The 26,025-nt window shown below is 60.1% G+C and carries 24 protein-coding genes; 10 read left to right on the plus strand and 14 right to left on the minus strand.

Annotated elements, in window-relative coordinates; all coding sequences use genetic code 11:
• Nucleotide 1 precedes the first annotated feature (1 nt).
• The 8 genes from glcE to AC07VV_RS01210 form a co-directional block, all read right to left on the minus strand.
• Nucleotides 2-1,066: a glycolate oxidase subunit GlcE gene (glcE, locus tag AC07VV_RS01175; protein ID WP_495034915.1), complete on the minus strand. Its 1,065-nt coding sequence runs from the start codon at nt 1,064-1,066 to the stop codon at nt 2-4.
• A complete protein-coding gene (gene glcD / locus AC07VV_RS01180) occupies nt 1,066-2,565 on the minus strand; it encodes a glycolate oxidase subunit GlcD (RefSeq protein ID WP_495034916.1) in 1,500 nt (499 codons plus the stop codon). Before glcD ends, glcE begins: the two co-directional genes overlap by 1 nt.
• A gap of 53 nt (nt 2,566-2,618) precedes the next feature.
• Nucleotides 2,619-3,458, minus strand: coding sequence for a glutathione-dependent disulfide-bond oxidoreductase (gene yghU, locus AC07VV_RS01185; RefSeq protein ID WP_495034917.1), 840 nt, complete (start codon nt 3,456-3,458; stop codon nt 2,619-2,621).
• 128 nt (nt 3,459-3,586) lie between these two features.
• Complete coding sequence (proP, locus tag AC07VV_RS01190) at nt 3,587-5,086, minus strand: glycine betaine/L-proline transporter ProP (protein ID WP_495034918.1); 1,500 nt, start codon at nt 5,084-5,086, stop codon at nt 3,587-3,589.
• A gap of 180 nt (nt 5,087-5,266) precedes the next feature.
• Entirely contained in the window at nt 5,267-6,649 is a 1,383-nt protein-coding gene (locus tag AC07VV_RS01195) for an LLM class flavin-dependent oxidoreductase (protein WP_495034919.1), read from the minus strand.
• Between the two features lie 35 nt (nt 6,650-6,684).
• On the minus strand, nt 6,685-7,530 hold the full coding sequence (locus AC07VV_RS01200; protein ID WP_495034920.1) for an amino acid ABC transporter permease: 846 nt from the start codon (nt 7,528-7,530) through the stop codon (nt 6,685-6,687).
• Nucleotides 7,527-8,348, minus strand: coding sequence for a transporter substrate-binding domain-containing protein (locus tag AC07VV_RS01205; protein ID WP_495034921.1), 822 nt, complete (start codon nt 8,346-8,348; stop codon nt 7,527-7,529). Before AC07VV_RS01205 ends, AC07VV_RS01200 begins: the two co-directional genes overlap by 4 nt.
• Before the next feature lie 95 nt (nt 8,349-8,443).
• The gene (locus AC07VV_RS01210; protein WP_495034922.1) at nt 8,444-9,259 is read right to left on the minus strand and encodes a helix-turn-helix transcriptional regulator; all 816 of its coding nucleotides are present in this window, start codon (nt 9,257-9,259) and stop codon (nt 8,444-8,446) included.
• Between the two features lie 94 nt (nt 9,260-9,353).
• On the opposite strand from AC07VV_RS01210, the gene AC07VV_RS01215 reads away from it, so the two are divergent.
• Nucleotides 9,354-10,310, plus strand: a complete 957-nt coding sequence (locus AC07VV_RS01215) for a threonine dehydratase (protein ID WP_495034923.1) — start codon at nt 9,354-9,356, stop codon at nt 10,308-10,310.
• A gap of 103 nt (nt 10,311-10,413) precedes the next feature.
• Nucleotides 10,414-11,958 carry a methyltransferase regulatory domain-containing protein gene (locus AC07VV_RS01220; RefSeq protein ID WP_495034924.1) on the plus strand — a complete coding sequence of 515 codons (1,545 nt, stop codon included), beginning with the start codon at nt 10,414-10,416 and terminating at the stop codon, nt 11,956-11,958.
• 52 nt (nt 11,959-12,010) lie between these two features.
• On the opposite strand, the gene AC07VV_RS01225 is transcribed toward AC07VV_RS01220, so the two are convergent.
• Together AC07VV_RS01225 and AC07VV_RS01230 are read right to left on the minus strand one after the other, a co-directional pair.
• Nucleotides 12,011-13,132: an alkene reductase gene (locus tag AC07VV_RS01225; RefSeq protein WP_495034925.1), complete on the minus strand. Its 1,122-nt coding sequence runs from the start codon at nt 13,130-13,132 to the stop codon at nt 12,011-12,013.
• Nucleotides 13,133-13,245: 113 nt separating this feature from the next.
• The gene (locus tag AC07VV_RS01230) at nt 13,246-13,923 is read right to left on the minus strand and encodes a type 1 glutamine amidotransferase domain-containing protein (RefSeq protein ID WP_495034926.1); all 678 of its coding nucleotides are present in this window, start codon (nt 13,921-13,923) and stop codon (nt 13,246-13,248) included.
• Nucleotides 13,924-14,134: 211 nt separating this feature from the next.
• Here AC07VV_RS01230 and curR point away from each other — a divergent pair, with 211 nt between their 5' ends.
• Complete coding sequence (curR, locus tag AC07VV_RS01235) at nt 14,135-14,719, plus strand: TetR family transcriptional repressor CurR (RefSeq protein ID WP_495034927.1); 585 nt, start codon at nt 14,135-14,137, stop codon at nt 14,717-14,719.
• 4 nt (nt 14,720-14,723) lie between these two features.
• Here the strand turns inward: curR and AC07VV_RS01240 are convergent, their stop codons facing one another.
• Entirely contained in the window at nt 14,724-15,980 is a 1,257-nt protein-coding gene (locus AC07VV_RS01240; RefSeq protein ID WP_495034928.1) for a PucR family transcriptional regulator, read from the minus strand.
• 248 nt (nt 15,981-16,228) lie between these two features.
• Here AC07VV_RS01240 and AC07VV_RS01245 point away from each other — a divergent pair, with 248 nt between their 5' ends.
• From AC07VV_RS01245 to AC07VV_RS01255, 3 genes are read left to right on the plus strand one after another with little or no spacing between them, the layout of a single operon-like run.
• Entirely contained in the window at nt 16,229-16,498 is a 270-nt protein-coding gene (locus tag AC07VV_RS01245; RefSeq protein WP_495034929.1) for a YtcA family lipoprotein, read from the plus strand.
• Between the two features lie 9 nt (nt 16,499-16,507).
• On the plus strand, nt 16,508-17,560 hold the full coding sequence (mdtN, locus tag AC07VV_RS01250) for a multidrug transporter subunit MdtN (protein ID WP_495034930.1): 1,053 nt from the start codon (nt 16,508-16,510) through the stop codon (nt 17,558-17,560).
• Nucleotides 17,557-19,566 carry an FUSC family protein gene (locus AC07VV_RS01255; RefSeq protein WP_495034931.1) on the plus strand — a complete coding sequence of 670 codons (2,010 nt, stop codon included), beginning with the start codon at nt 17,557-17,559 and terminating at the stop codon, nt 19,564-19,566. The genes mdtN and AC07VV_RS01255 overlap by 4 nt, the downstream gene beginning before the upstream one ends.
• Here AC07VV_RS01255 and AC07VV_RS01260 read toward each other — a convergent pair.
• Nucleotides 19,563-20,501: an AraC family transcriptional regulator gene (locus AC07VV_RS01260; protein ID WP_495034932.1), complete on the minus strand. Its 939-nt coding sequence runs from the start codon at nt 20,499-20,501 to the stop codon at nt 19,563-19,565. The genes AC07VV_RS01255 and AC07VV_RS01260 overlap by 4 nt on opposite strands.
• Before the next feature lie 21 nt (nt 20,502-20,522).
• Nucleotides 20,523-21,356: an oxidoreductase gene (locus AC07VV_RS01265; RefSeq protein WP_495035914.1), complete on the minus strand. Its 834-nt coding sequence runs from the start codon at nt 21,354-21,356 to the stop codon at nt 20,523-20,525.
• 189 nt (nt 21,357-21,545) lie between these two features.
• Here AC07VV_RS01265 and tspO point away from each other — a divergent pair, with 189 nt between their 5' ends.
• From tspO to AC07VV_RS01280, 3 genes are all read left to right on the plus strand, one after another.
• Entirely contained in the window at nt 21,546-21,989 is a 444-nt protein-coding gene (gene tspO, locus AC07VV_RS01270; protein WP_493066254.1) for a tryptophan-rich sensory protein TspO, read from the plus strand.
• A 10-nt stretch (nt 21,990-21,999) separates the two neighbouring features.
• Nucleotides 22,000-22,968: an alpha/beta hydrolase gene (locus tag AC07VV_RS01275; protein ID WP_495034933.1), complete on the plus strand. Its 969-nt coding sequence runs from the start codon at nt 22,000-22,002 to the stop codon at nt 22,966-22,968.
• Between the two features lie 139 nt (nt 22,969-23,107).
• A complete protein-coding gene (locus tag AC07VV_RS01280) occupies nt 23,108-23,578 on the plus strand; it encodes a hypothetical protein (protein ID WP_458555819.1) in 471 nt (156 codons plus the stop codon).
• Nucleotides 23,579-23,847: 269 nt separating this feature from the next.
• On the opposite strand, the gene AC07VV_RS01285 is transcribed toward AC07VV_RS01280, so the two are convergent.
• Nucleotides 23,848-24,765 (minus strand): LysR family transcriptional regulator, encoded by a 918-nt coding sequence (locus AC07VV_RS01285; RefSeq protein WP_495034934.1) that lies wholly within the window; start codon nt 24,763-24,765, stop codon nt 23,848-23,850.
• 157 nt (nt 24,766-24,922) lie between these two features.
• On the opposite strand from AC07VV_RS01285, the gene AC07VV_RS01290 reads away from it, so the two are divergent.
• A complete protein-coding gene (locus AC07VV_RS01290; RefSeq protein ID WP_495034935.1) occupies nt 24,923-25,954 on the plus strand; it encodes an alcohol dehydrogenase catalytic domain-containing protein in 1,032 nt (343 codons plus the stop codon).
• The last annotated feature ends 71 nt before the right edge of the window (nt 25,955-26,025 follow it).

The raw sequence follows: 26,025 nt of genomic DNA on the forward strand, positions 1-26,025 counted from the left end.
CTCAAAGCTCCGCGTACAGGCGACCGGGGTTGAAGATACCCTGAGGATCGAGCTGTTGCTTGAGGCGGCGGTGATAGTGCAGGAGGGCGGGCGGCAGTGGATGGAACGGCGCGTCAATCAATCCATGGCTGTAGCAGGTCGCATGCCCGCCGACGGCCGACACCACCTTGTGAATCAGTGCCGCCTCGGCCCCTGATTTGAGCCAACGCTGTGCGCCGCCCCAGTCGAGCATTTGTACACCGGGCAAGGCCAGCGGCGGGGTGTTGTTCGGCACCGACAGGCGCCACAGGGGCTGGTCTTCATCAAAAAAATCCAGGCGCTGTTCATTCAGATCTGCCCAATAAGCGCCATCGAGCATTTCGCCACCGAGGCGATCACGGGCTGCGGCCACGGAGCCTTCGCCACCCTCCAGACGCAAGTGCAGACGCTGGCCGTCGTGGCAGGCGGCGCTGATCGGCAAGGGCTGCTGCCCCCATTCGGCCAGGCGCTGCAAGGCACGTTCGCTGTCCATTTCCAGGCTGATGCTCAGGCACTCACGCGGTTTGGGCAGGACCTTGAGCGAGACTTCGGTGATCACCCCCAGCGAGCCGTAACTGCCGGCCATCAGCCGCGACAGGTCATAACCGGCTACATTTTTCATGACTTCACCGCCAAAGCGCAGATGCTTGCCGTGGCCGGTGATGATCCGCGTGCCGAGTACGAAATCCCGCACCGACCCCGACCACGGGCGCCGCGGGCCTGACAGTCCGCTGGCGATCATCCCGCCCACCGTCGCGTCCTCGGCGAAGGCCGGTGGTTCGCACGGCAACATCTGTTGTGAAGCGTCCAGCACCTCAAGCAGCTCGGACAGCGGAGTGCCGCAACGCGCGGTGATCACCAGTTCGGTCGGGTCGTAGCTGACGATGCCGCGATGGGCGCGGGTGTCGAGGATTTCCCCGGCGACGATGCGGCCCAGAAACGCCTTGCTGTTGGCGCCCTGAATCCGCAGCGGTGTGGCGTCCTGCAACGCCAGATTGACCTGATCGAGCAGCGCGGCGCTGTCGTCGACATCCTTTTCTCGGACCATCAGAAACGCTCCAGCTCGGGGAAGGGCAGTTGTCCGGCGTGGACATGCATGGCGCCGAACTCGGCGCAGCGGTGCAGCGTAGGGATGTTCTTGCCCGGATTGAGCAACCCGCCGGGGTCGAACGCGGCTTTGACGGCGTGGAACAGAGTCAGCTCGTCGTTGTTGAACTGCGCGCACATCTGGTTGATTTTCTCCCGACCCACGCCGTGCTCACCGGTGATGCTGCCGCCGACCTTCACGCACAACTCAAGGATTTTGCCTCCCAGGGTTTCGGCGCGTTCGAGCTCGCCGGGTTGATTGGCGTCGAACAGAATCAACGGGTGCATGTTGCCGTCGCCGGCATGGAACACGTTGGCCACGCGCAAGCCGTATTCGGCAGACAACTGCGCAATGGCTTGCAGCACGCCGGGCAGCTCGCGGCGCGGGATGGTGCCGTCCATGCAGTAATAGTCCGGCGACAAGCGCCCCACGGCCGGGAAGGCATTCTTGCGCCCGGCCCAGAAACGCACGCGCTCGGCCTCGTCCCTGGCCTGACGCACTTCGGTCGCACCGGCGTGTTCCAGCACTTGGCGGACGCGGATGCAGTCATCGTGGACATCAGCTTCGACGCCATCGAGTTCACAGAGCAAAATGGCTTCGGCGTCCACCGGGTAACCGGCGTGGATGAAGTCCTCGGCGGCGCGGATGGCCAGGTTGTCCATCATTTCCAGGCCTCCGGGAATGATCCCGGCGGCGATGATGTCAGCCACGGCGCGGCCGGCGTTTTCCACGGAATCGAATGCGGCCAGCAAGACTTTGGCCGTCTGAGGTTTGGGCAGCAGTTTGACCGTGACTTCGGTGATGACGCCCAGCAGGCCTTCGGAACCGGTGAACAGCGCCAACAAATCGAAACCGGGGGAATCGAGCGCATCGGAGCCGAGCGTGAGGTGTTCGCCCTCGACGGTCAGGATCTCGACCTTGAGCAGGTTGTGCACGGTCAGGCCGTACTTGAGGCAATGCACGCCGCCAGCATTTTCCGCCACATTGCCACCGATGGAGCAGGCGATCTGCGAGGACGGATCCGGCGCGTAATACAGACCGAACGGCGCTGCAGCCTGGGAAATCGCCAGATTGCGCACCCCGGGTTGAACCCGCGCGGTGCGGGCGGCCGGGTCGATGTGCAGGATGTTGTTGAAGCGCGCCATCACCAGCAGCACGCCTTTCTCCAGAGGCAACGCGCCGCCGGACAACCCGGTGCCGGCACCCCGGGCCACCACCGGCACGTTTCTCTCATGACAGATTCGTAAAACGCCCTGCACCTCATCGAGATGCCGGGGCAGCACCACCAGCAACGGCGCAGTGCGGTAGGCGGACAAACCGTCGCATTCGTACGGGATGAGATCCTCGCGCTGGTGCAGGACTTCCAGCGTCGGCCAATGGTTGTGCAGTGCCTGCAACAGCGCCGCTTTGTCGACGTCCGGCAGGACGCCGTCGACCTGCTCGTCGTAGAGAATGTTCATGATTGCTGGTGGCCCCTTGGTTTTTGTTATCGGGTGCGGGTTCCGTGGGTTGCTCAGCCCAGATCAGCAGCCTCATGTCGCTCCGGAACCTGGCTCGCTTCATCGCCCCAGGTGCGGTTGACGCGCTGCCCACGAATGACCGCAGGCCGGTTGGCGATCTCCTCGGCCCAGCGCTGAACATGAGTGTATTCGTGTGCCGACAGGAATTCGGCCGCCCCGTACACGTTGTTGCGCACCAGTTGTCCGTACCACGGCCAGACCGCGATGTCGGCGATGGTGTAGTTGTCGCCGGCAAGATAAGGGCTTTCAGCCAGGCGTCGGTCGAGCACATCCAGCTGACGTTTGGTTTCCATGGTGAAGCGGTTGATCGGGTATTCGAGTTTGTCCGGTGCGTAGGCATAAAAATGCCCGAAACCGCCGCCCAGGTAAGGCGCCGCACCCATCTGCCAGAACAGCCAGTTCAGAGTTTCGGTACGGCCTGCGAGGTCGGTGGGCAGGAAGGCGCCGAATTTTTCGGCGAGGTAAAGCAGGATCGAGCCGGACTCGAAAACCCGGATGGACGGCTCCACGCCACGATCCAGCAGCGCCGGGATCTTGGAGTTCGGATTGATCTCGACAAAGCCGCTGGAAAATTGATCGCCTTCGCCGATGCGGATCAGCCAGGCGTCGTATTCCGCCCCGGTGTGCCCGAGCGCCAGCAACTCTTCGAGCAGGATGGTGACCTTGACTCCATTGGGCGTGGCCAGCGAATACAGCTGCAGCGGGTGCTTGCCGACAGGCAGCGCCTTGTCGTGGGTCGGCCCGGCAATCGGGCGGTTGATGTTGGCGAACTGGCCGCCGGACGGCGCGCTGTGTGTCCAGACCTTGGGTGGAACGTAAGGTGTTTTGCTCATGAAACGAACCTCATCGTCAGCTGCTGAATGGGCGTGAGCCGGCAGACTTGCGACCGGCTCCTGACGAACAGAACACCACAGAAGGGCGTTTGAATTCCACCTTGTTGCCCGAACAACGCCTTATATCGTTATTCGATTCGCGGATGCTGCTGCACCAGATGCTCGCGTCTGGTTTGCAGCTCGGCGATCTCGGCGTCGATGTCTTCGATCTTCTGTTCGATGTTGTCGTGGTGCTCCTGCAACAGCTCCCGCGCTTCCTCTATGTCGGAAGCCGCCGGCGCTGCACCGCGTAGCGGCTTGTTCGCGGTTTCTTTCATTGTCAGCCCGGTCATCAGTCCGATCAGGGCAGTCACCATCAGATAGTAGGCGGGCATGTACAGATTCTGGGTGCCCTCAACCAGCCAGGCCACGACGGTCGGGGTGAGGCCGGCGATCAGTACCGAGACGTTGAACGCCCCGGCCAGCGCACTGTAACGAATGTGGGTAGGGAACATCGCCGGCAGCGTCGAAGCCATGACACCGATGAAGAAATTGAGCAGTACCGCCAGTATCAGCAACCCGGAGAAGATCAGGCCGATCTTGCCGCTGTTGATCAGCATGAACGCTGGAATGGCGAGGATGAACAGGCCGACGCTGCCGCAGATGATGAAGGGACGACGGCCGATCTTGTCGCTGATGAAACCGATCGCAGGCTGGACGAACAGCATGCCGACCATGATCGCGATGATGATCAGCACCCCGCGGTTTTCGCTGTAGTGCAGGTTGTGCGACAGGTAGCTCGGCATATAGGTGAGCAGCATGTAGTAGGTGACGTTGGTCGCCGCCACCACGCCGATGCAGGTCATCAGGCTGCGCCAGTGTTTGGTCGCGACCTCCTTGAACGACACTTTCGGGCCGCCCGCCAGGCCTTCGCGGTCGCCTTGTTCAAGCTTCTCGACGTGTTGCTGGAACGCCGGGGTTTCTTCGAGCGCGTGGCGCAGGTAGAGCCCGATCATGCCCAGCGGGAGGGCGAGGAAGAACGGCAGTCGCCAGCCCCATTCCTGGAATTTTTCTTCGCCGATGATCGTGGAAATCAACACCACCACACCCGCGCCGAGGACGAAACCGGCGATGGAACCGAAGTCCAGCCAACTGCCGAGGAAACCGCGTTTGCGATCCGGCGCATATTCAGCGACGAAGATCGAGGCCCCGGTGTATTCGCCACCGACCGAAAAGCCCTGGGCCATTTTCGCCAGCAGCAGAAGGATCGGCGCCCAGATGCCGATCGAGGCATAGGACGGAATCAACCCGATGGCAAAGGTGCTGAGCGACATGATCACGATGGTTGCCGCCAGGACTTTCTGTCGTCCGTATTTGTCACCCAATGCGCCGAAGAACAGACCGCCCAGCGGTCGGATCAGGAAGGGCACCGAGAAGGTCGCCAGTGCAGCGATCATCTGCACACCGGGATCGGCGCCGGGGAAAAACACCTTGCCGAGCACGTAGGCAACGAAGCCATAGACGCCGAAGTCGAACCACTCCATCGCGTTGCCCAGCGCAGCGGCCGTAATGGCTTTGCGCATCTTGGCGTCGTCGACAATGGTGATGTCTTTCAGCCTGATCGGGCTGACGCTTTCCTTAGATTCCATGGGATTCACTCTGCATCTGATCTGTCTTTGTGCAAACCGCGAGGCCCGGTGAGGCTTGAGCCAGAGCGGTTTGCCTTGATCGATGCCATCTCTTTGATGGCACGGCTTCTTCCAGATCAGATACAAGTGGACACGAAAAAATTCACCACTGATTTCGTTTTTTGCTGTTGGCGGGAGGTGTTACTGCGTTCGGTCGAAACGAAACGATGCCCCATAAGCCGAGGCCGGCAAGTGACTCGACCCATCGTCGCGCAGCCTTGAGCGAAAGGTTCCGCGCTGAGGTTCGGTGCGATACAAGCCGCGCTTCTGCAACTCGGGAATGATCAGTTCGACGAAGTCTTCAAGGCTGCCTGGGCTGATCAGCGGATTGAGCATGTAGCCGCTGGTGCCGGAAATCCGCGCGTGTTCTTCGATGCGATCGGCGACTTGCTGCGGTGTACCGACGAGAATCAGGTCACTGCCGCGGGTGACGCTGGCGAAGCGCTGTTTGACATCACCCGCCGTCAGCGGCTTGCCACTGCCATCGGGGCGCATCACGTAAGAGGTCAGGCCTTCGGTGTGTGTCGAGAGCGCATCGCTGTCGGCGTAGCGGCTGATATCGATGCCGGTGTCACCGGCGTAGCTGACCAGTTGTGCCTGCAAGTGATAGTTGCTTTGCAATTCGTCGTATTTGCGCTGGGCCTCGATTTCGGTTTTGGCCGTGACGATGCGCAACACCGTCAGTGATTTCACATCTTCACGCTGACGGCCGCGTGCCTGGGCCTTGGCCCAGATGTCTTCCAGACCCTGGCGGATTTCCTGCGGGTTGGATTTGGCAATAAAGATCAGCTCGGCATGCTTGGCCGCAAACTCGCGACCCCGTCCCGACCAGCCCGCCTGGATCAGCAACGGCGTGCGTTGTGGCGAGGGAGAGGTCAAATGCGGGCCGGCCACCCGATAATGCGTGCCTTCGTGATTGATCGGGCGCACCCGGTCACCTCTGGCATAGAGCTGGCGGGCCTTGTCGGCGACCACGGCGTCGTCGGCCCAACTGCCTTCCCAGAGTTTGTAGGCCACATCGAGAAATTCCTCGGCGCGCTCATAGCGGTCATCGTGCTTGATCATTTGTTCCAGCCCGAAATTGCGAGCGGCGCTGGACAGGTAAGACGTGACGATATTCCAGCCGACCCGGCCATTGGTCAGGTGATCCAGCGTGCTGAAGCGCCGGGCGTGGGTAAACGGATGTTCATAGCTGGTGGTCACAGTGACACCAAACGCCAGGTTTTCCGTCACGGCCGCCAGCGCCGGAATGATCATCAGCGGATCGTTGGCCGGTGCTTCCACGGCCCATTTCATGGCCGCATCGGCATTGCCGCCGAAGACATCGTAGAAGCCCAGCACATCACCAAAGAACAGCATGTCGAGGTGCGCCTGATCGGCAATCCGGGCCAGGTTTGACCAATAGCCCAGCGAGTTGATTGACAGTCGTTCGTCAGCCGGGTGCGTCCAGAGGCTCGGCGCACCGCCGCACCCGACACTGGCTTGTTCATAGAGCGCAAACAGCAGAGGTTTAGGGTCGGACATCTTGGTTCCTGCAAGAAAATCATTGAACGGGCGAGTCATCGCTGATGCTTGAAGCCTCTGCCGTAATGGCGTTCGAGGCGATGCTGGATCAGTTCGAGACCGATGGATAACAGCCAATAGATGACCGCTGCGGTGGTGAGCATTTCGATGTAGCGGTAGGACGAGCGCCCGTACGACTGCGCCAGGAACATCACTTCCCAGACGCCCATGACCGAGATCAGCGATGAATCCTTGAGCATCGAGATGAACTGGCTGGTGGTCGGCGGAATGATCGTGCGCATGGCTTGCGGCAGGATGATGTGCACGAATGTCGCTGCCGGTCTCAGGCCCAGTGCGGCCGCCGCTTCACGTTGCCCTGGAGCAACAGCGAGGATGCCGGCGCGAAAAATCTCGCTGAGATAGGCGCCGTAGTTGAGCGACAGCGCGATGATCCCGGCGCTGATCGCCCCCGGCACAATCCCCAGTTGCGGCAGACCCAGGTAGATCAACAGGATCTGGATCAGCAACGGTGTACCGCGAAAGAACGAGGCGTAGAAGCTCGCGATGCCGAATGCCACAGCGCTGTGCGACAGGCGCGCAAGCGCCGTGATGAAACCCAGCAGCAACGAAAACCAGATCGAGCACAAGCACAGGAAAATCGTCAGAGCGGCGCCCTGCAAAAAGCCGTTCGGCCCCAGATGCAGGCCGACGAGGTTCGGCCATTTTTCCAGAATGATCGAAAACTTCAGATCGAAGCGCATGAAAAACAGCACGCACAAGCCGAACAGCGCCGCCCACGTCAGATACAGGCGAGTGCGAAAGCCGAATAGCGGACGTATCAGTTGCGGCTGTTTTTCCGGGGTAAAAGTGGCTTTGGCCGGATGAGGATTGAGGGCTGTCATTGGCTGATATCAGAACCGATCCACTTGCGGGATATTTTGCTCAGCGTGCCGTCAGTCTTGAGTTGTGCGATGACCTCGGTGACTTTCGCGTTCCATTGCGGATCGCCTTTTTCGACCGCTACCACGTTCGGCTCGGCATACAGTGAGTCTCCGGCAATCTTGAAGCGCGGATCCTGGGCGATGCGTTCACGCGCGGTGATGAGGTTGGTGACCATGGCATCCAGGCGCACGCCGGTGCCCAGTGCCAGATCCTGGAAGGCGACGGTTTCGTTGTCGTAAGGCGCGATCTGGACACTGTCGAACGGATAGCTCAACGGCTTGTCCTCGGCACCTTCAATGACCAGATCCTTGTTCAGATAGGCCTCATAAGTCGACGCACTGATCACACCGACTTTTTTGCCGGACAAGTCCTTGCCCGTGACGATGTCCTTGTCCTTTGCATTGACCACGATCACCGCCGGTGACTGGTAATACGCCACCGGAAAGTCGAACACTTCGGCCCGCGCCTTGCTCGGTGTCATCGAACACACGCAGATGTCGTAACGACCGTTCCAGTGCCCGGCGGCAATCACGTCCCAGGACGGCGTTTCGAGTTTCAGCCTGACCCCAAGACGCTCGGCGACAGCCTTGGCGACATCAACATCGAAGCCGTCGAGTTGGTTCTGGTCATTGAGAAAAGAGAAGGGCGGGTAGCTCTCCATCAGGACGCCGGTCAGCTCCCCTTTTTGCGTGACACGATCAAGAATGGGCCCCGCGAAAGCGACAGAACAACTGGCGGCCAGCGCCAGGCCGAGGGTCAATAGTGCCGGGGTCTTCACGTGCGAGTGCTCCAGTCAGAAAAAATCTGATTAGATTAAAACGCACTATAAAAAATGTTTGTACTTCGTTTTTGGAATATTGATCTTGCTTGAGGCTATATGGATGTCCGATAGCTGCGCAATTGCGCCGGACTCACGCCAAGTCGCTGTTTGAACGCACTGGTCATGTGTGCCTGAGAGTTGAAGCCGCAGGCGAGGGCGATCTCTGACAGGCTGGCGGTCGAGTCTCGCATCAACGCTCGGGCCCGGGCCAGGCGTCGGTCGATCAGGTAGCTATGGGGGCTTTTGCCGGTGGCCTGCTTGAAGGCGCGAATGAAATAGCCTTCGGACAATTCCAGCAGTTGCGCCATGGTTTGAAGGCCGAGCGGGCCGTCGAGGCCGGCGTCGATGAACTCGTCGAGCAGGCGCATTCGGCTGCCGGTCATCGAGCCTTGGGGCGACGGCGTGTCTTTGCCTTCGGCGCGCTCGGCCAAGGCGAGCGCCCAGGTTTCCCAGTCATCGTCCACTGAGGCATTCAACAACGCACGGCGCATTCGCGAGGCGAGGAAAATGGCCTGCGGGTCGATGCGATTGTTGAACGGCTGCTCACCCGCCAGCGCGATACCGTCGGAGCGGACCACCCGCAGGTATTCACCGCCCATGGGCGACTCGGACATCACGTCACAACCAACGGGCACAAACGCCAGACCATTGGGCATGGCATCGAAGGGGCGTACCCGGTCGCTGCCGATGGCATGGACGCCGCGCTGGCTGTCGAAGGCAAAACCGATTGCCGACTGCGCCGACACATAGCGCGTCGCGTAGGCAGCGCCGGGCAGCAATTCGATCGCCCACGGGCCGGCCTCGATACGACGCACCGGTTCTGGAACGACGGCTGGCTGCTGGCGGTTTCGATGGCTCATGAACGCCATAGTAGTGAAGTGCGGACGCAAAAGTCAGGTCAGTTTTTTGAAAGCCGACGTGATGTGCCTGTGCCTAGACTGAGTGACGCCCAAGGAGATTCCCATGCACACATTCACTCGCGAAGACATCGAACACGCAGCCCGTCAGGTTTACCAGGTGATGCCGGCCACCGCTCAGTATCGCTGGCCCTTGCTGGCCGAGCGGCTGGGTTGCACGGTGTGGGTCAAACACGAAAACCACACACCGACCGGCGCGTTCAAGGTGCGCGGCGGTATCACCTTCATGCACTGGCTGCGGCGTGAACATCCCAACGTCAAAGGCATTGTCTCTGCGACTCGCGGCAATCACGGCCAAAGCCTGGCGCTGGCGGCGCAAGCGGTAGGGCTGAAGGCATTGATCGTGGTGCCGCAGGGCAATTCGCTGGAAAAGAACAATGCCATGCGCGGCTTTGGCGGCGAAGTGGTCGAGTACGGACGTGATTTCGATGAGGCCCGTGAAGAGGCGGCGCGTCTGGCGCTGGAACACGGACTCTATCTGGTGCCGCCGTTCCACACCGAACTGGTCAAGGGCGTGGCGACCTATGCGCTGGAGCTGTTCAGCGCGGCCCCGGATCTGCACACCGTCTACGTGCCGATCGGTTGCGGCTCGGGCATTTGTGGCGTGATCGCCGCTCGTGATGCGCTGGGCCTGGACACCCAGGTGGTGGGCGTGGTGTCCACGGAAGCGGCGGCCGCCAAGCTGTCCTTCGAGGCGAAAATGATCTGCGAGACAGCCTCGGCCAATACCTTTGCCGATGGCCTGGCGGTGCGCAAGCCGATTGCCGAAGCGTTCGATATCTACGGCGCCGGCGCAACAAGGATCGTCGCGGTCAGTGAAGACGAAATTGCCGAGGCCATGCGCGTGTATTACACCGATACCCACAACCTCGCCGAAGGGGCCGGTGCCGCTGCGTTGGCGGCACTCATTCAGGATCGGGAAAGGATGCAGGGCAAAAAGGTCGGGGTGATCCTGTCGGGCGGGAACATCGACCGGTCGGTGTATGCGCGGGTGATTGGTTGACCGATGACGGCTGGCTGCGGGGCATGGTTTTTCCGCTTGTGATTCGTCCTGACTACCCCTTATAAGATCGGCTTTCACTTTCGATATGAAAAGGGTGTCACGCATGAGCAATGCCTGGAACGAAGGTTATTTCACGGACGAGGGCTACACCTACGGGTATAGCCGCGAGATCAATCCGGTTTTCCAGCGTTATTGTTTGTTGCTGCGCGGGTTTGCCACGCTGGAGAGTACCGACGGTTATCACTGTGAATTGGGGTTTGGCCAGGGCGTCTCGATCAATATCCATGCGGCGGGCAATCCGGGCACCTACGTCGGCACGGATTTCCATCCGGGCCAGGCGGCCAATGCCATCGCACTGGCAACGGATTGGGGCAGCGATGCGCGGCTGTATGACGACAGCTTCGAGCAGTTGCTGGCCCGCACGGATCTGCCACAGTTCGACAGCATCAGCCTGCACGGTATCTGGACCTGGGTCAGTCGTGACAATCACAAGCTGATCGTCGAGTTTGTCCGTCGTCATCTCAAGCCGGGCGGTCATGTGTACATCAGCTACAACTGCTTCCCGGGCTGGTCGCCGCTGGCGCCATTGCGTCAATTGTTCAGCCTGCATGATCGCTTCGCCACGCAAACTTCTGCGCGGCCGGAGCAGCGGATCGACGCCGCGCTGCAATTCTCCGAAGCCCTGCTGGCCGCCAACCCCAACTATGCCAACTCGGCGCCGAATCTGGACGCCAAGCTCCAGAGCATCAAAGGCCAGAATCGCCAGTACGTCGCCCATGAGTATTTCAACCGCGACTGGAATTGCATGTACTTCACCGACGTGGTCGATGCCCTGGCACCTGCCAAACTCGATTACGCCACAACCGCCGTGCCGCTGGACTCGGTGGACCCGCTCAACCTGAGCGCCGAAGGCATGGACTTTCTGGAAGGCATCGAGCATCCGATCATGCGCGAGCAGGCGCGCGATTACTTCGTCAATCAGAACTTCCGCCGGGACCTTTACATCCGCGGCGCCAACCGGTTGTCCGCCACCGAGCACCGCGAACGCATGCTCAGTACCCGTTTTGTCCTGTTGCAACTGGCAGACAGTGTCGCGGGCAGCGTCACGGGGCCCGCAGGCTCCGCCACGTTGCAGGCAGATATCTACGGCCCGGTGCTGGATGCGCTGGCGGACGAGGTGTATGTACCGAAAACCTTGCGCCACTTGCTGGAGGCTTCGCCATCGTTGAGTTATGGCGATCTGGTACAGGCGATCAACGTGTTGATCGGTATGGGCGCCGTGGCCCCGTGCCAAAGCGAAGCGGCCGAGAAACTGGTGCAGACAACCTGCAACACCCTCAATCTGCAGCTGTGCAGACGCTCGCTGTTCGATCACAAGATCCAGGTGCTGGCCAGCCCGGTGACCGGTGGTGGCGTGACGGTCAGTCGCTTCCAGCAACTGTTCCTGATATCGATCAAGCAAGGCAAAAAGCACCCGGCCGAGTGGGCGCTTCTGGCGTGGGGCATCATCGGCGGCCAGGGTGAAGGCCTGCTGAAGGACGGCAAGGCCCTGACGACTGCCGAAGAAAACATTGCCGAACTGACCGAGCAGGCCCAGGCATTTGCCGAGCGTTCGCTGGTGGTACTCAAGGCGTTGAAAATCGTCTAGCGGCGAGAGAGGGCGGGGCAGGTATCAGGCAACCTGCCGCCGCGCGGTGTGCTTACTCGTAGACCGGGTAATCCACGTAGCCTTCGGCATTACCGCCATACACCGTGCTCGGGTTCAGCGAATTGAGCGGCCAGTCATTGGCGAGCCGCGCGGGCAAGTCCGGGTTGGCCATGAACGGGCGGCCGAAAGCCACAAGGTCCGCCAGCCCGGAGTCGAGCAACCGCGCACCTGATTCTGCGTTGTAACGCCCGGCGTAGATGATTGCGCCGCTGAAGGTATCGCGCACGGCGCGACGGAACGTTTCCGGCATGGCCGGTGCATCGTCCCAGTCGGCTTCGGCGATGGACAGATAGGCAATGCCCACGTCCTGCAGCACCTTGATCGCTTCGATATAGGTGGTGTGCGGGTCATCCTCGACCATGCCCAGGTAGGTACGCGCCTCGTCGGTGGTGGTGAACAACGGCGCAAAGCGCACACCGACTTTTTCCTTGCCGATGCACTCGGCGACACCACCGACCACTTCACGCAGAAAACGCAGACGGTTATGCAGCGAACCACCGTACTGATCGGTACGCAGGTTGCTGTGGGCAGAGATGAACTGGTTGACCAGATAGCCATTGGCGCAGTGCAGTTCGATGCCGTCGAAGCCGGCGTCCATCGCATTGCGCGCAGCCTGGATATACAGCTGAACCAGTTCCTGCACCTCATCCGAGGTCAGTGCGCGAGGTGTGGACGGAGGCACCAGAGCACCGCTACCAGGTGCTGTCTCGATGAAGACGCTGACCCGATCGGTCGCAACGGCGGAGGCCGACACCGGGGCTGCGCCGTCGGGTTGCAAGGCTGTGTGGGAGACGCGCCCCACGTGCCAGAGCTGGGCGAAGATCACACCCTCCCGGGCGTGCACAGCCTCGGTGACTTTGCGCCATCCGGCGATTTGCTCAGGAGTATGAATGCCGGGTGTCCACGCATAACCCTGGCCTCGGGGCTCGATCTGGGTGCCTTCGGTCACCAGCAAACCGGCGCCGGCACGTTGCTGGTAATACTCGGCCATCAACTCATTGGCCACGTTGCCCGGCTGTGTACTGCGCTGACGGGTGAGGGGCGGCAGGACAATCCGGTTTTTCAGGGTGTGACGACCCAGCATGGCGGGTTGGAAGAAGCTGCTGTTTTTCATGGGTGTACCTTGTCTCAGGGCTTATTAGACCAGTCGACTATTGATTGGGCGAAAAAAAAACACCGCGTCATACGGACACGGTGTCCGGATCGGTTGCGGCTGGATCGAAGGCCTTAGCCGAGCAGCTTCAACAGTTTCTCGGCGACGGCCGCAGAGCTGGCGGGGTTCTGGCCGGTCACCAGTTGCCCGTCGGCCACCACATGAACGTGCCAGTCAGCCACTTTGGAATACCGCGCGCCGAGACGCTGGAATTCGTCTTCGATCAAGAACGGCACCACATCCGTCAGGCCGACCGCCGCTTCTTCGGAATTGGTGAAGCCGGTCACTTCACGATGCTGGATCAACGGTTTGCCGTCAGCGTCCACCACGTGACGCAGCACCCCCGGCGCATGGCAAACAAAGCCATGGGGTTTGTTGCTGCGAGCGAACGCTTCGATCAAGGCAATCGAATGCTTGTCTTCGGCCAGATCCCAGAGCGGGCCGTGGCCACCTGGATAAAACACGGCATCGAAATCCTCGGCGCTGACATCGGCCAGGCGTCCGGTGTTTGCCAGCGCCTGTTGCGCCGCCGAATCCTTGCGGAAACGGTCGGTTTCGGCGGTCTGTGCGTCGGGTTCATCGCTTTTCGGATCAAGCGGTGGCTGGCCGCCGGCAGGGGAAACCAGCGTGATATCGGCGCCGGCGTCCTTGAAGGCGTAGTACGGGGCGGCGAATTCTTCGAGCCAGAAGCCGGTTTTCTTGCCGGTGTTGCCGAGTTGATCGTGGGAAGTCAGAACCATCAAGATTTTCATAGAGCACCTTGGGTGGGTCGGGTGTCGTGGCTGTGCGAGGGATTCGCACACGATCGACACCGGGGAGAAGGTTGGTCGGGGCGCAGCATAGTTTCCAATTAGACCAGTCGTCTAGTAATTTTTTATCCGCATGTTTTTCATGGACCGGTGTGGCAAACTCCCGTTCCTTCGAGTTAAACGACTGGTCTATTGCCTGGTAATCTGCGCCCCGATGAAACCGACCTACGACGACACCCGCCAACACCTGCTCGACACCGGCCACCGGATGATGGCCGAGAAAGGCTTCACCAGTGTCGGCCTGAACGAGATCCTGCAAACCGCCGGTGTGCCCAAGGGCTCGTTCTATCACTACTTCAAATCCAAAGAGCTGTATGGCCAGGCGCTGCTCGAGGACTACTTCGTCTGTTACCTGGCCGACATGGAACAACGCCTGACGCTGCCCGGTCTGAATGCCCGCGAGCGACTGATGGATTACTGGCAGGGCTGGCAGGACCGCTGCACGCTGGAAGGGCACGGTGACGAGTGTCTGGTGGTGAAGCTCAGTGCCGAGGTGGCCGATCTGTCCGAAGCCATGCGCCTCACCTTGCGAGATGGCGCCGAGCGCGTGGTGGCGCGCATCACCACTTGCATCGAGCAGGGCCAGGCCGATCAATGCCTGCCCGACGGCGATGCCCGGCAACTGGCGGAAACCCTGTATCAGCTTTGGCTGGGTGCCAGCCTTTTGAACAAGTTGCAACGGACCGGGCAGTCGCTGGCGACATCGATGGCGACCACCAGGCGACTGTTGGGCGCCTGAACTTTTAGCGCTCCCGCACCTTGCTGATCGAAAACCGGCGCAATTTCAGCGCCGTATCCAGGCGGCTCACCCAGTTGATGTCATTCAGATCCGCGCCCAGCAGGTTCTCGATGCGCCCGGTCCGGTAATTGAGAGTGTTCGGGTGAATGCCGAGGGTCTTGGCGGTCTGGGCGCGGTGACGGCCACTTGAGAAGAACGCCTCCAGCGTCAGCAGGAGGTCGGGTTCATGGCTGAGCTGTTCGATGAGCGAAATCAGGTACCTGAGGGTGTTGTCATTGCTGCGTACGCTGTCTTCGATCAGCACGCTGGAATAGCGTCTGACGAGTTGTTCGGCCCCGTTGAAGGGGAAGAGGTCGATCGCCTTGATCGCTTCTTCTGCCGTGCTGATCCAGCCGGCGATACCTTGATTCAACAGACCGATACCCACGCCCCGCAGTTGAGGCAGGAGCGCGGGCAGTGACGCAGCGCTTTCGGCCATTCGCTGGTCGCATTGGGTCAGGGTTTCGCCCTTGATGCCCGGCAGCCAGATAACCAGTTTGTCGCGGTACCAGACGCGGATCAGTTCCTTGACGGGAATCTTAAGGTGCCGGGAAACCTGCAGGGTCAGGCGGTCGAATTCGTCTTCGCGCTGCAATGGCTGGACAGGGCGCAAGGGCAGTTCCAGTGCGAGTGCCACCCGGGGCGTGCTGGCGTCCAGGCCGAGTGCCGACAGAGTGTCCTCAAATCCCTCGGTATCCTGCGGCGAGTGCAGCAGGAAGTGATAAAGACGCTGATGCAGATGTTCCCTCCAGCGGACTTTCTGAATCTGTTCTTCCAGATACGCCTGGACCACTTCTTCGGCAATATCGTCGAAGAAGTCGAACATGTAGCCGGAAATCTGCAACAACAACTCTTTGCTCAATGCATCATCGTCTCTGGCAAGTTCCAGATAACCGCTCCAGATTTCACGCACCCCCAGACTGAAGCCGCGCATCAGCGATTGTAGGGGCACGCCTTGATGGACTCGCCTGCAACCGATCTCCTTCAGCGTACCGCGAGTGTCCTGCGACAGCCCCTCGCCGGTCAGCAGCGTTTCGCACCACAGGCGCGCGGTGTAGCTCAGGGAGTTTTCCAGATCCTTGCGAGCTTCGGGCGTGAGGTCCTTGTAGCCTGCCATCCCGTTGAGCTGGCTGTTGATCTTCGCGGTGAGCAGGGAAGGGGTGTTCGCAAACTCGCGGGTGATCGTTGCAAGTCGAGCGCTGAGGGTGGGAATGGGCGTCATTGCGTTCACCTTTTTGCGCCTGAAAGTGTCGGTTTCACTCGCCGGCGAGTGTCTGTGCGCGCTCTATACTCTTACGTTCACCAAGCCAGTTCAACAACGCTTTCAGCCCGGTTTTCCGGTTGTTCACAGTCACAACGAAGTTATGTTTTTTTCCAATATCGGGGCCGTGGTCGGATCGGTAAGGTGCGCAGGTCAATTCCTTGCCCAGAGGTTCCGGTTTGCGTCAGTCGTCACTTGCGGAGGTAAACATGCCTTCATTCGATCCCGTCAGGCTGGCACTGATACCTGTCGTTCTACTGCTCAGCGGATGCTCCACGTCCCCCTCGCTTGTACTGTTCGGTGCGGCTTTTCCTGACTGGCTGTTCTGCATTGTCGGCGGCGTTCTGGCGACCACGGTAATCCACGTGATACTGGGCAGATATTCACTGCGCGAACGCATTTCTCCTCTGGCACTGAGTTACCCGGCACTGACCGGACTCCTGGCGATGCTGTTGTGGCTCGTCGTCTTCCACGGATGAATGCCCGCCATGAATAAACCCACCGCAAAACCGCATTCAAGCCGTGTGCCGGCGCTGCTGATCGTTCTGGCCGCTTTTCTGGTGCTGGGTTATGTGCTCTGGCAAACCGAAACCCGGCCGAGTACCGATGATGCCTATGTGTACGCCGACACCATCGATGTCGTTCCGGAAGTGAACGGCCGGATCGTCGAGATGCCGGTGCGCGACAATCAGTTGGTCAAGCAGGGCGATCTGCTGATCCGCATCGATGCACGTCCGTATCAGGACGCACTGGATCAGGCCAGGGCGCGGCTGGTGACGCTGAATCATCAGATCGGTTTGACCCAGCGCAGTGTGAACGCCCAGCAATACGAGGCCGCATCGGCTGTGGCATCGGTCGAACGGGCCCGGGCGCAGGCCACACAGTCCAACGACACCCTTCAGCGTCTGGAGAAGTTGCTCGCCAAGGGCTACGTATCCGTGGAAGCGGTGGATCAGGCGCGAACGGCGCAGCGTTCAACGGCCGCTGAACTCAATGCCTCCAGATTGCAGGCGCAACGAGCCGGGGCTGCCGTCAGTGGCGTGGATGCGCTGGTGGCGCAGCGGGCCGAGGTCGAGGCGCAGATTTCCCTGGCTGAACTGAGTCTGGAGTTCACCGAAGTGCGGGCGCCTTTCGACGGGCGTATCGCGTCCTTGCGCACCACGGTCGGCCAGTTCGCCTCGGCCTACAAACCGATCTTCACGCTGATCGATACGCGCCACTGGTACGTGGTGGCGAACTTTCGCGAGACCGATCTGAAAGGCATCAAGGCTGGCACGACCGCCACGCTTTATCTGTTGGGCGACACCGGCAAGCGCTTTCAGGGGCGGGTCGATTCGCTCAGTTTCGGTGTACTGCCGGATGACGGCGGAACCGTGATCGAAGGCCTGCCGCGGGTCCAGCGCACCATCAACTGGGTCAGGGTTTCGCAGCGTTTTCCGGTGAAGATCTCCGTGCAGGATCCCGACCCGGAGCTGTTCCGCATCGGCGCCTCGGCCGTCGCGGTACTGCGCCCTGACGAACCGGCCAAGGCCGGCCAATGAGTCGCTCGGCGGAAGACTGGAACAGGGGCGGCCTGGAGCGTCTGTATCGGTTTCTGGTCGATGAACTTCAGCCCTATCCTGGTCGTGTGAACCTGTTGCTGCGCACGCTGCTGGGCAGTGCGCTGGTGATCATCATTTCGATGACCCTGCAGGTTCCGTTGCTGGCGCTGTCGTTGATCGTGGTCTTCTACGTGACGCAGACCAACGTGGTGTTGACCCGCATGGTCGGGATGCTGTTTCTGGTCGGCGCAACGCTGGCCATCGGCTTGACCATCCTGCTTCTGAAGTTCACCTACGGATACCCGCTCCTGAGGATTCTGGGGGCGAGCGTGCTGTTTTTCTGCAGTGCGTATCTGATTCGTGTGACTCGGATCGGTGTGGTGTTTTTCGTGGTCGGCATAGTGGTGATCTATGCCCAGACCTTCGTCGACCTGACCGATCAGGCCGAGGCCGTTTTGCGTCTGGTGCTGTGGGTGTGGGTGGCGGTCAGTTACGCTATCGGCCTGACGTTGTTGGTCAACACGTTGCTGCTGCCGGCGGAGCCTGTCAGGCAATTGCAGAATCATCTGCGCTCCCAGTTGCTCACGGTTGCCCGGTGTCTGAGTGGCGAGCAGAGCTCGGCGGAGTTGGGTGCCGCCGCGATTCAGCGCAGCGTGTTGGCTTCGCAACAACTGTTGCGGTTCGCCTGCATGCGCGACGCCGATTTTCGCAGTCAACAGGCGGCGCACCTGGCGCGCATCAGCAGTATTTCCCGGCTGTTGACGCTGGCCGCTCAACTGCCGCCGCCAACAGCGAATGCTCTGGCGACCGAGTTGTTGCGTCAGGCTGTGCTTGATCTGGAGGCTTCTCTGGGCACGGGGCAGGCCCCCGAAGGGATGTCCGTTCTTGGCCAGATCGATACGAGAGGATTGCCCGGCGTTTACGAGGAAATACGCCTGGAGTTGCTGTCTTTTCTGAGTGTGGAGAAGGCTGATAACCCTCAAGGCACCAAGGCTCAGGGTGCCCCGATGTTGGTGCCAGATGCCTTTGAAAACCCGGTCTACACACAGTTTGCCGTCAAGACGCTGCTGGCCGCGTCGCTTTGCTATCTGTTCTACATGGGCACGGACTGGCAGGGCATCCACACCATCATGCTGACCTGCCTGATCGTTGCTCAACCCAGCCTCGGCGCGACCGGGATGCGTGCGATGTTGCGTGTCGGTGGTGCGCTGGTGGGCAGTGCTCTGGCGCTGGCAATGGTGATTCTGGTGGTTCCGCACATCGACGGGATCGTCGGCCTGTTGTTCATGTCGTTGCCGGTGATCGCGCTGGGTTCCTGGATCGCCGCCGGCTCTGAGCGAATCAGCTATGCCGGTGTGCAGATCGTATTCACGTTTGCGTTGGCGTTGCTGGAGCAATTCGAGCCCAGCACCAACCTGACGGAGATTCGTGATCGCATCATCGGTGTGCTGCTGGGTGTCGGGATTTCCCTGTTGATTCACGCCTTTCTGTGGCCCGAGGCGGAGGGTGAAACGCTGCGTCAGCGATTGGCGGCGCTGGTTGTTCGGCTCGCGGATTCGCTGAAAACCAGACGAACAGCCGATGAGGCACCCCGTGATTTGCGGGTGTGGAGTGAGTTGGCCGACAGCCAGGCGATGGTGGCCAGAGTGGCGCTGGAGCCCGGTTGGCAGGTCGCCGAGAGTCATCAGGAAGTGCTGGTTTTTCGTATGCAGGAACTGCTGGTACGGCTTCGCACCATCGCCATGGCAATCGATGCACTGCAGGTGGAGTTGGCTCACGGTCAGTCGGAAGGCGAGGCTTGGCTGGCATCGCTCGAACTGTGCAACGAAACGGCCGCCGTGCTGGGTGACTACGCGCAACAACTGAAAGGTCAGCAGGGCTTTGCGGTCGCGAGCGGGGAGTTGGCGCGCTTGCGGGAATACGCCAGCGCAAGGCTGGCGGACGATGAACTAAAAGCGCGTTTTCTTCAGTTACTGGCGAGCGTGGAAAACCTGCCTGCCCGTTAATGCGACGAAACATACTCCGAAGGCGTAGTCGGCGCAGGCAACGCGTACGTCGCCTTCATCCACTCGATCTCCGCCTGCGGAGTCCTGCCAAAAAAGCGTTTGAACTCACGACTGAATTGCGAGGCGCTTTCATAGCCCACGTTGAACGCCGCTGCCGAAGCGGTCATGGCGTTGCGCAGCATCAACAGCCGCGCCTGATGCAAACGTGTCGACTTCAGGTATTGCATGGGTGAGGTGTCCGTCACGCCGCGAAAGTGCAAGTGAAAATTCGGCACGCTCATGCTGGCTTCGTGGGCGAGTTGCTCGACGTCCAGGCGCTCCTGATAGCAGCTGTGAATTTTTCGGATCGCTCGAGTCACCTTGCCGAAATGCCCTTGTCGATTGAGCGCGGCACGCATCGATCCGCCTTGTTCGCCCGTCAGAATGCGGTAGTAAATTTCCCGCAGCAGCGATGGCCCCAGAATCTGCGCTTCGCCCGGAATGCTCATTGCTTCAAGAAAACGCAACGTCGAACTGCGGAGCTTGTCGTCCATCGGGGAAGCGTACATGCCCTTGGGCTGCGCGTCGTTTGGGCCATGAAGGTCATCCACTTGCTGCATCAGCTCGCTGGCCAACTGGAAATCGAGGTGCATGTAGATCGCGAGCATCGGCTCGGCCTCGGTGGCATCGGTTTCCATGGTGAAGGGGATGGGCACGGACACCACCAGATAATGCTGGGCGTCGTAGACGTAGACGTCATCGCCCAGATAACCGCGCTTCTGGCCCTGACAGAGAATCACGATGCCCGGGTCGTACAGCACCGGTGTGCGGGTCAGTGGCCGGTTCGAGCGCAGGAAACGCACGCCTTCAAGCGCACTGAGGTTATAGCCCTCGACCGGTGCGAGGGTTTCCATGAGCTGCACCATGCGCGAGGTGCCTGCGTCGGCCTGCTTCATTGCGTTCTCTCGGTTGGCCATTCAATGGTCGGTGGAGCGAGTCAACGCTTCCCACTGATCGATTTCGCTGGCGGCATGTTTGAGCTTTTCTCGCACCAGGCGCAACGCGTCACTGCCCAACAGCACGTGCGCCGGCGGTGTGGGGCTGGCGATGATCTGCAACATCGCCTGGGCCGCTTTTTGCGGATCGCCGAGCTGCTTGCCGCTCTTTTCTTCGCGCGCCTTGCGCACCGGATCAAAACTGTCGTCGTAGTCGGCAATGCTGCGCGGTGTGCGCTGCATCGAGCGACCGGCCCAGTCGGTTCGAAATGAACCCGGCGCAACGGCAGTCACGAAGATATTGAAAGGCGCCAGCTCCTTGCTCAGCGTATCGGAGATGCCTTCGAGCGCAAACTTGCTGCCGCAGTAGTAGGCGATGCCCGGCATCGTGATCGTGCCGCCCATCGAGGTGATATTGATGATGTGGCCGGCCCGCCGCTTGCGAAAGAACGGCAGGAACGCCTTGATCACGGCGACCGCACCGAACACGTTCACGTCGAACTGGCGGCGCATCTCCTCCAGTGGTGACTCTTCGAAGATGCCTTCGTGACCGTATCCGGCGTTGTTGATCAACACATCGACCGGGCCGTGGGTGGCTTCAACCTGCGCGATGACGCCATCGATCCGGTCGAAGTCCGTGACATCCAGCATCACCCCGTAAGCGTTATCCACGGAGAGCGACTGAAAGGCGTGCAAGTCGGCTTCCTTGCGCACGGTGCCAATGACGCGATGGCCGGCTGCGAGCGCTTCTCTGGCCAGAGCATGGCCGAAGCCGCTGCTGACGCCGGTAATGAAAAGGGTTTTGGTGGTGGTCATGACGGGCTCCGGTGAATGGGGTTTCAGCTCATGGTATCCATCGAAGAAACGCTCACCTATGTCGGTTTGTCTTTGAGCATTGCCTATTCCTATCAGCGATGCGAGATAACGGCCGATGAACTTTTTACATGGCTCCGGGCATCCAAGCAGGAACAGACCCAATGAGCTGATATCAGCCAAGGACAGACGATGACTTTTCTGATTTTCCTGTTGGCCTGCGGTGCGGCAGCGAGCACCGGGATGATTTTCCAACCGGGCCCATGGTACGAATCGCTGAACAAGCCACGCTTTACACCGCCCAACTGGGTGTTTCCCGTTGCCTGGACAACGATCTACCTGTTGCTCGCGTGGGTCGGTTATCGTCTGACCCTGACGCCCGGCAGTGAAACGGTTCTGGCCTTGTGGGCGGCGCAAATTGCATTGAACACCTTGTGGACGCCCGTGTTCTTCGGTGCCCATCGTATCTTCGCCGGCATGCTGATCATCACGCTGCTGTGGCTGGTGGTCGCGGCGATGGTGGTGTTGGCATTGCGCCTGGATGTGATTACCGGTTTGATTCTGTTCCCTTATCTGGCATGGCTGTGTGTCGCGGCGGCGTTGAATTTTTCCATTCTGCGCAACAACCGCGAATAAATAGGACGAAATGAAGACATCAATGGACTGGCCCGCAGACGAAAACGAATTAGCGCAATTGCGCGCGTTCAACAAGAAGCTTGCCCGGCTGCCGCGCTTTCGCATCCGTAATCGCATCACGCCGCGGGTGATTCAGATGCTGCTTCGCCTCAGCCAATTGGGCGGCGCGAGAAAGTTGCTCAAGCACGGGCTCAAGGCAGAACGCAAAGTGGTGGGCGCCGATGGCGCTTCAGTGCCAGTGCGGATCATTCGGCCAAAGACAAAAGCCAAAGGCGTGGTGCTGGATTTTCATGGCGGCGGCTGGGTCATCGGCAACGCGCAGATGAACGACCACCTCAACATCGCCATGGTGAAAGCTTGCGATTTGGCCGTGGTCTCGGTCGATTATCGGCTGGTGGTCTCGACACCGATTGAAGGCGTCATGCAGGACTGCCTCACGGCGGCGCGCTGGCTGCTGAGCGATGACTGCCATGAATTTGCGAACCTGCCCGTCATCATCGTGGGCGAGTCGGCCGGCGGCCACCTCGCCGCTGCGACCCTGCTGCAACTCAAACAATGGCCGGACATGCTCGAACGGGTGCGCGGGGCGCTGCTGTACTACGGCGTCTACGACCTGACCGGAACCCCCAGCGTGCGCGAAGCCGGACCCGAGACCTTGCTGCTGGATGGGCCAGGGATGGTTGAAGCGCTGCAAATGCTCACTCCGGGATTGAGCGACGAAGAACGCCGGCAGCCGCCGTTGTCTCCGTTGTATGGTGACTTTACCGGGTTTCCGCCGGCGTTGATGTTTGCGGCGGAGCTGGATCCGCTCAGGGATGACACGCTTGAACTGGCTGAGCGTTGGGGGAGGGCGGCGGAGGTTGAAGTGCATTTGTTGCCGGAAACGGCGCATGGGGTGATTCATTTTCCGCTGGGGGTGGCGGGGAGGGTGGTTGGGTATAGCCGTGCTTGGGTTGGGGGACGAGTTGCTGAGGGGTGAGTGTTTTAAGGAGGGCTGATTTCGGCCGCCACGAATGTCCGCTATCGGCCAGAAGCGGCCTGTCACGATCGTCAAGGTTTGACGACAACGAGTGGCTCTAGCACTCTGTTTAGTTCCCATTCATTCACTAGGCTCCCCCATGACATTAGCGACCGTAGTGCTGCTCGACTCCTGGCCACAGCCAAGTACGTCGCCCGAACCCGTGGTGTTCGCCACGGATACGCAGCTATGTTTACGGTATTGCACCGCTGGGGAAGAAGTAGCGGTGGTTCATTTTCCGTTAGTAAAGAAAATCCAGTTCGGTTCGCCGAACGACGAGGCTTTGGGCGGCCATCCGCTTATTGGGCTAGGCCTTAAGCATTACCAAATTCATCGAATAGATAATTCGCCTTGGCTAGCAGAGCTTGAGCAGAGAAGCGCCGTTCACCCTCGACACGATAAACAGCGGTTCATGAAAGATGCTATCCATTACGTCTTTACGTTTCAGGACTCTACCTTGGAGTGCATCGTAATCGAGGGGCAGTTCTGGCCCCCAAAAGTACAAGTCTTTACCTCGGAGCAAGAAGCAAAGGATGGCTGGCGCAAACTGGTAAATGACGTGGGTGCATGAACTTAATCGTCAGCAGGGGATGGCTGCTTTGGGTCGAAAACAGTCGCTTTTGGCTGATAGCCGACGTTCACGACTGACCGCCTTCGGCCAAAAGCAGACGTTCAAGGACGACTGCTTTCGAGCCAAAGCTGTCTCTAGGGAGATCGCTCCATCAGCGTAGGGAGCCTCAGAAAAGGGGACTGATTTATTTTCTGTTAGCCGCAGAGAAATAAATCAGTCCCCTTTTTCCGAGTTACAACCAGCCCGTCGCCTCTTAGCCGCAAGGTCGTCTATTTGCCGGACCGCGTTTCAGTCAGCATATTGATCAACGCTCTCAAACCGGATGGTACATGGCGATTCGCCGAGTAATAGAGGCACAGCCCCGGGTGCGCGGGACACCACTCTTCCAGAACTTGTTTGAGTCGGCCGTCCTTGAGCGCATTGGCTGCAAGATGGTCGGGCACGAAGGCGATGCCTACTCCATCGATTGCTGCCTCCACCATCAGCGGTTGATCAGTCAACGTGAGAGGGCCGGGAGCGTTGATCCTTTCGACAGCGCCATGGCGCTCAAACTCCCATCGGTAGATTGCACCACTTTCAAACCGGAAGCGGATGCAATGATGGTCATACAGATCTTGCGGCACCCTTGGATATCCGCGTCGCTCGAGGTACTCGGGCGACGCCACTGCCGCAAAGCGGACCTCTCCCATGACTGGGATGGCCACCATATCTTTTGGTACAGCTTCCGCTAATCGGATGCCCGCATCAAAACCATCGGCAACGATATCGCTCAGCTTGCCATCACTGAATATGTCGAGATGGACGCGAGGATACTCGCGCAAAAAGCGCGCAAGCACTGGCCACAGTACCAACCGGATGGCGCCCTCACTGGCATTGATTCGCACCGTTCCGCTCGGAGCGTGGTCATTGCCCTCCAGCTCCCGAACGGCTTCTTCAACTGAGGCCATTGCCGGTCTTAGTTTTATGGCCAGGCGCTCTCCCGCCTCGGTCAAGGAGACGCTTCGAGTCGTCCGGTTGAAAAGGCGGACGTTCAACCGTTGTTCGAGAGCCTTGATCGAGTGACTGATCGCCGAGGGCGTCATGTCGAGATCGATTGCGGCGCTGCGGAAACTTCGGTGGGCTGCGACCGCCAGGAATGCGGCAAAGGCCGACAGGTCATTGCCCTTGGATTGGTGAATTACTTTCATCATGGAATCAAATATTGACCAGATTGTTGCGACAGTCAATGAGCCATAGACTCGAATGAAGCTGCAGCATCGCGAGTCCGAAATGGCCGGTGTCGCTCTCAGAGCATCTCGTCCGCAGCCCTAACAGTAATGACCACCTGATCGAAAGGAACATGCGATGAAGATGAAGGCAGTTGTGATGACCGGCGCGAACAAACCCTGGGAGGTTCACGAGGTTCCCATGCCCAAGGCAGAGCCAGGGCTGGTCCTGGTGAAAGTTCACGCCTCCGGCATGTGCTACACGGACGTATGGGCAACTCAGGGGGCTGGCGGTGACATTTATCCCCAGACCCCGGGTCACGAAGTGGTCGGCGAAATCGTCGAAGTCGGTGCGGGCGTCCACACGCGCAAGGTTGGAGACCGAGTCGGCACCACCTGGGTACAGTCCTCGTGCGGTCGATGCCCGTACTGCCGCCAGAACCGCCCGTTGAGTGGCCAGACGGCGATGAACTGCGTTTCGCCGCGAACGACTGGTTTCGCGTCGCAGGGCGGGCACGCAGAGTACATCGCAATTTCTGCGGAGGGCACCGTACTGTTGCCCGATGGGCTGTCCTACACGGACGCCGCGCCCATGATGTGCGCGGGTTATACCACCTGGAGCGGTCTGCGAGACGCGGAGCCGAAACCGGGTGACAGGGTCGCGGTGCTGGGTATCGGCGGGTTGGGCCACGTCGCCTTGCAGTTCTCAAAGGCATGCGGATTCGAGACCATCGCGATCACGCATTCCCCAGACAAGCACAAGCTTGCGACCGACTTGGGTGCAGATCACGTCGTCACCAATGCCGAGGAGCTCTTGGCAGTCGGTGGCGCCGACGTGCTGCTGATCACCACCAACGACTTCGAAACCGCCGAAAAAGCGCTCGCGGGGGTCAATCCTGACGGTCGCATCGTCCTTTGCGGGCTCGACTTCAGCAAGCCGTTCTCGATTCCGTCCGAAGGCAAGCCATTCCATATGATGCGCCAACGGGTGGTTGGCTCCACGCATGGAGGACAGCACTACCTCGCCGAAATTCTCGACCTGGCCGCGAAGGGTAAGGTCAAGCCGATTGTCGAAACCTTCTCGCTTGACCAGGCAACGGAGGCTTATGAACGCCTGTCCTCCGGGAAGATGCGATTCCGTGGTGTGTTCCTGCCTCACGGCGGAAATTGATACCCAGAGCGGTTCCGGCGACCGGGCGGTCGCCGGAACCGCTTTCATCAAGAAACATGGGGACTGAAAAA

The sequence above is a fragment of the Pseudomonas sp. GW821-FHT02C04 genome, assembly GCF_059421845.1.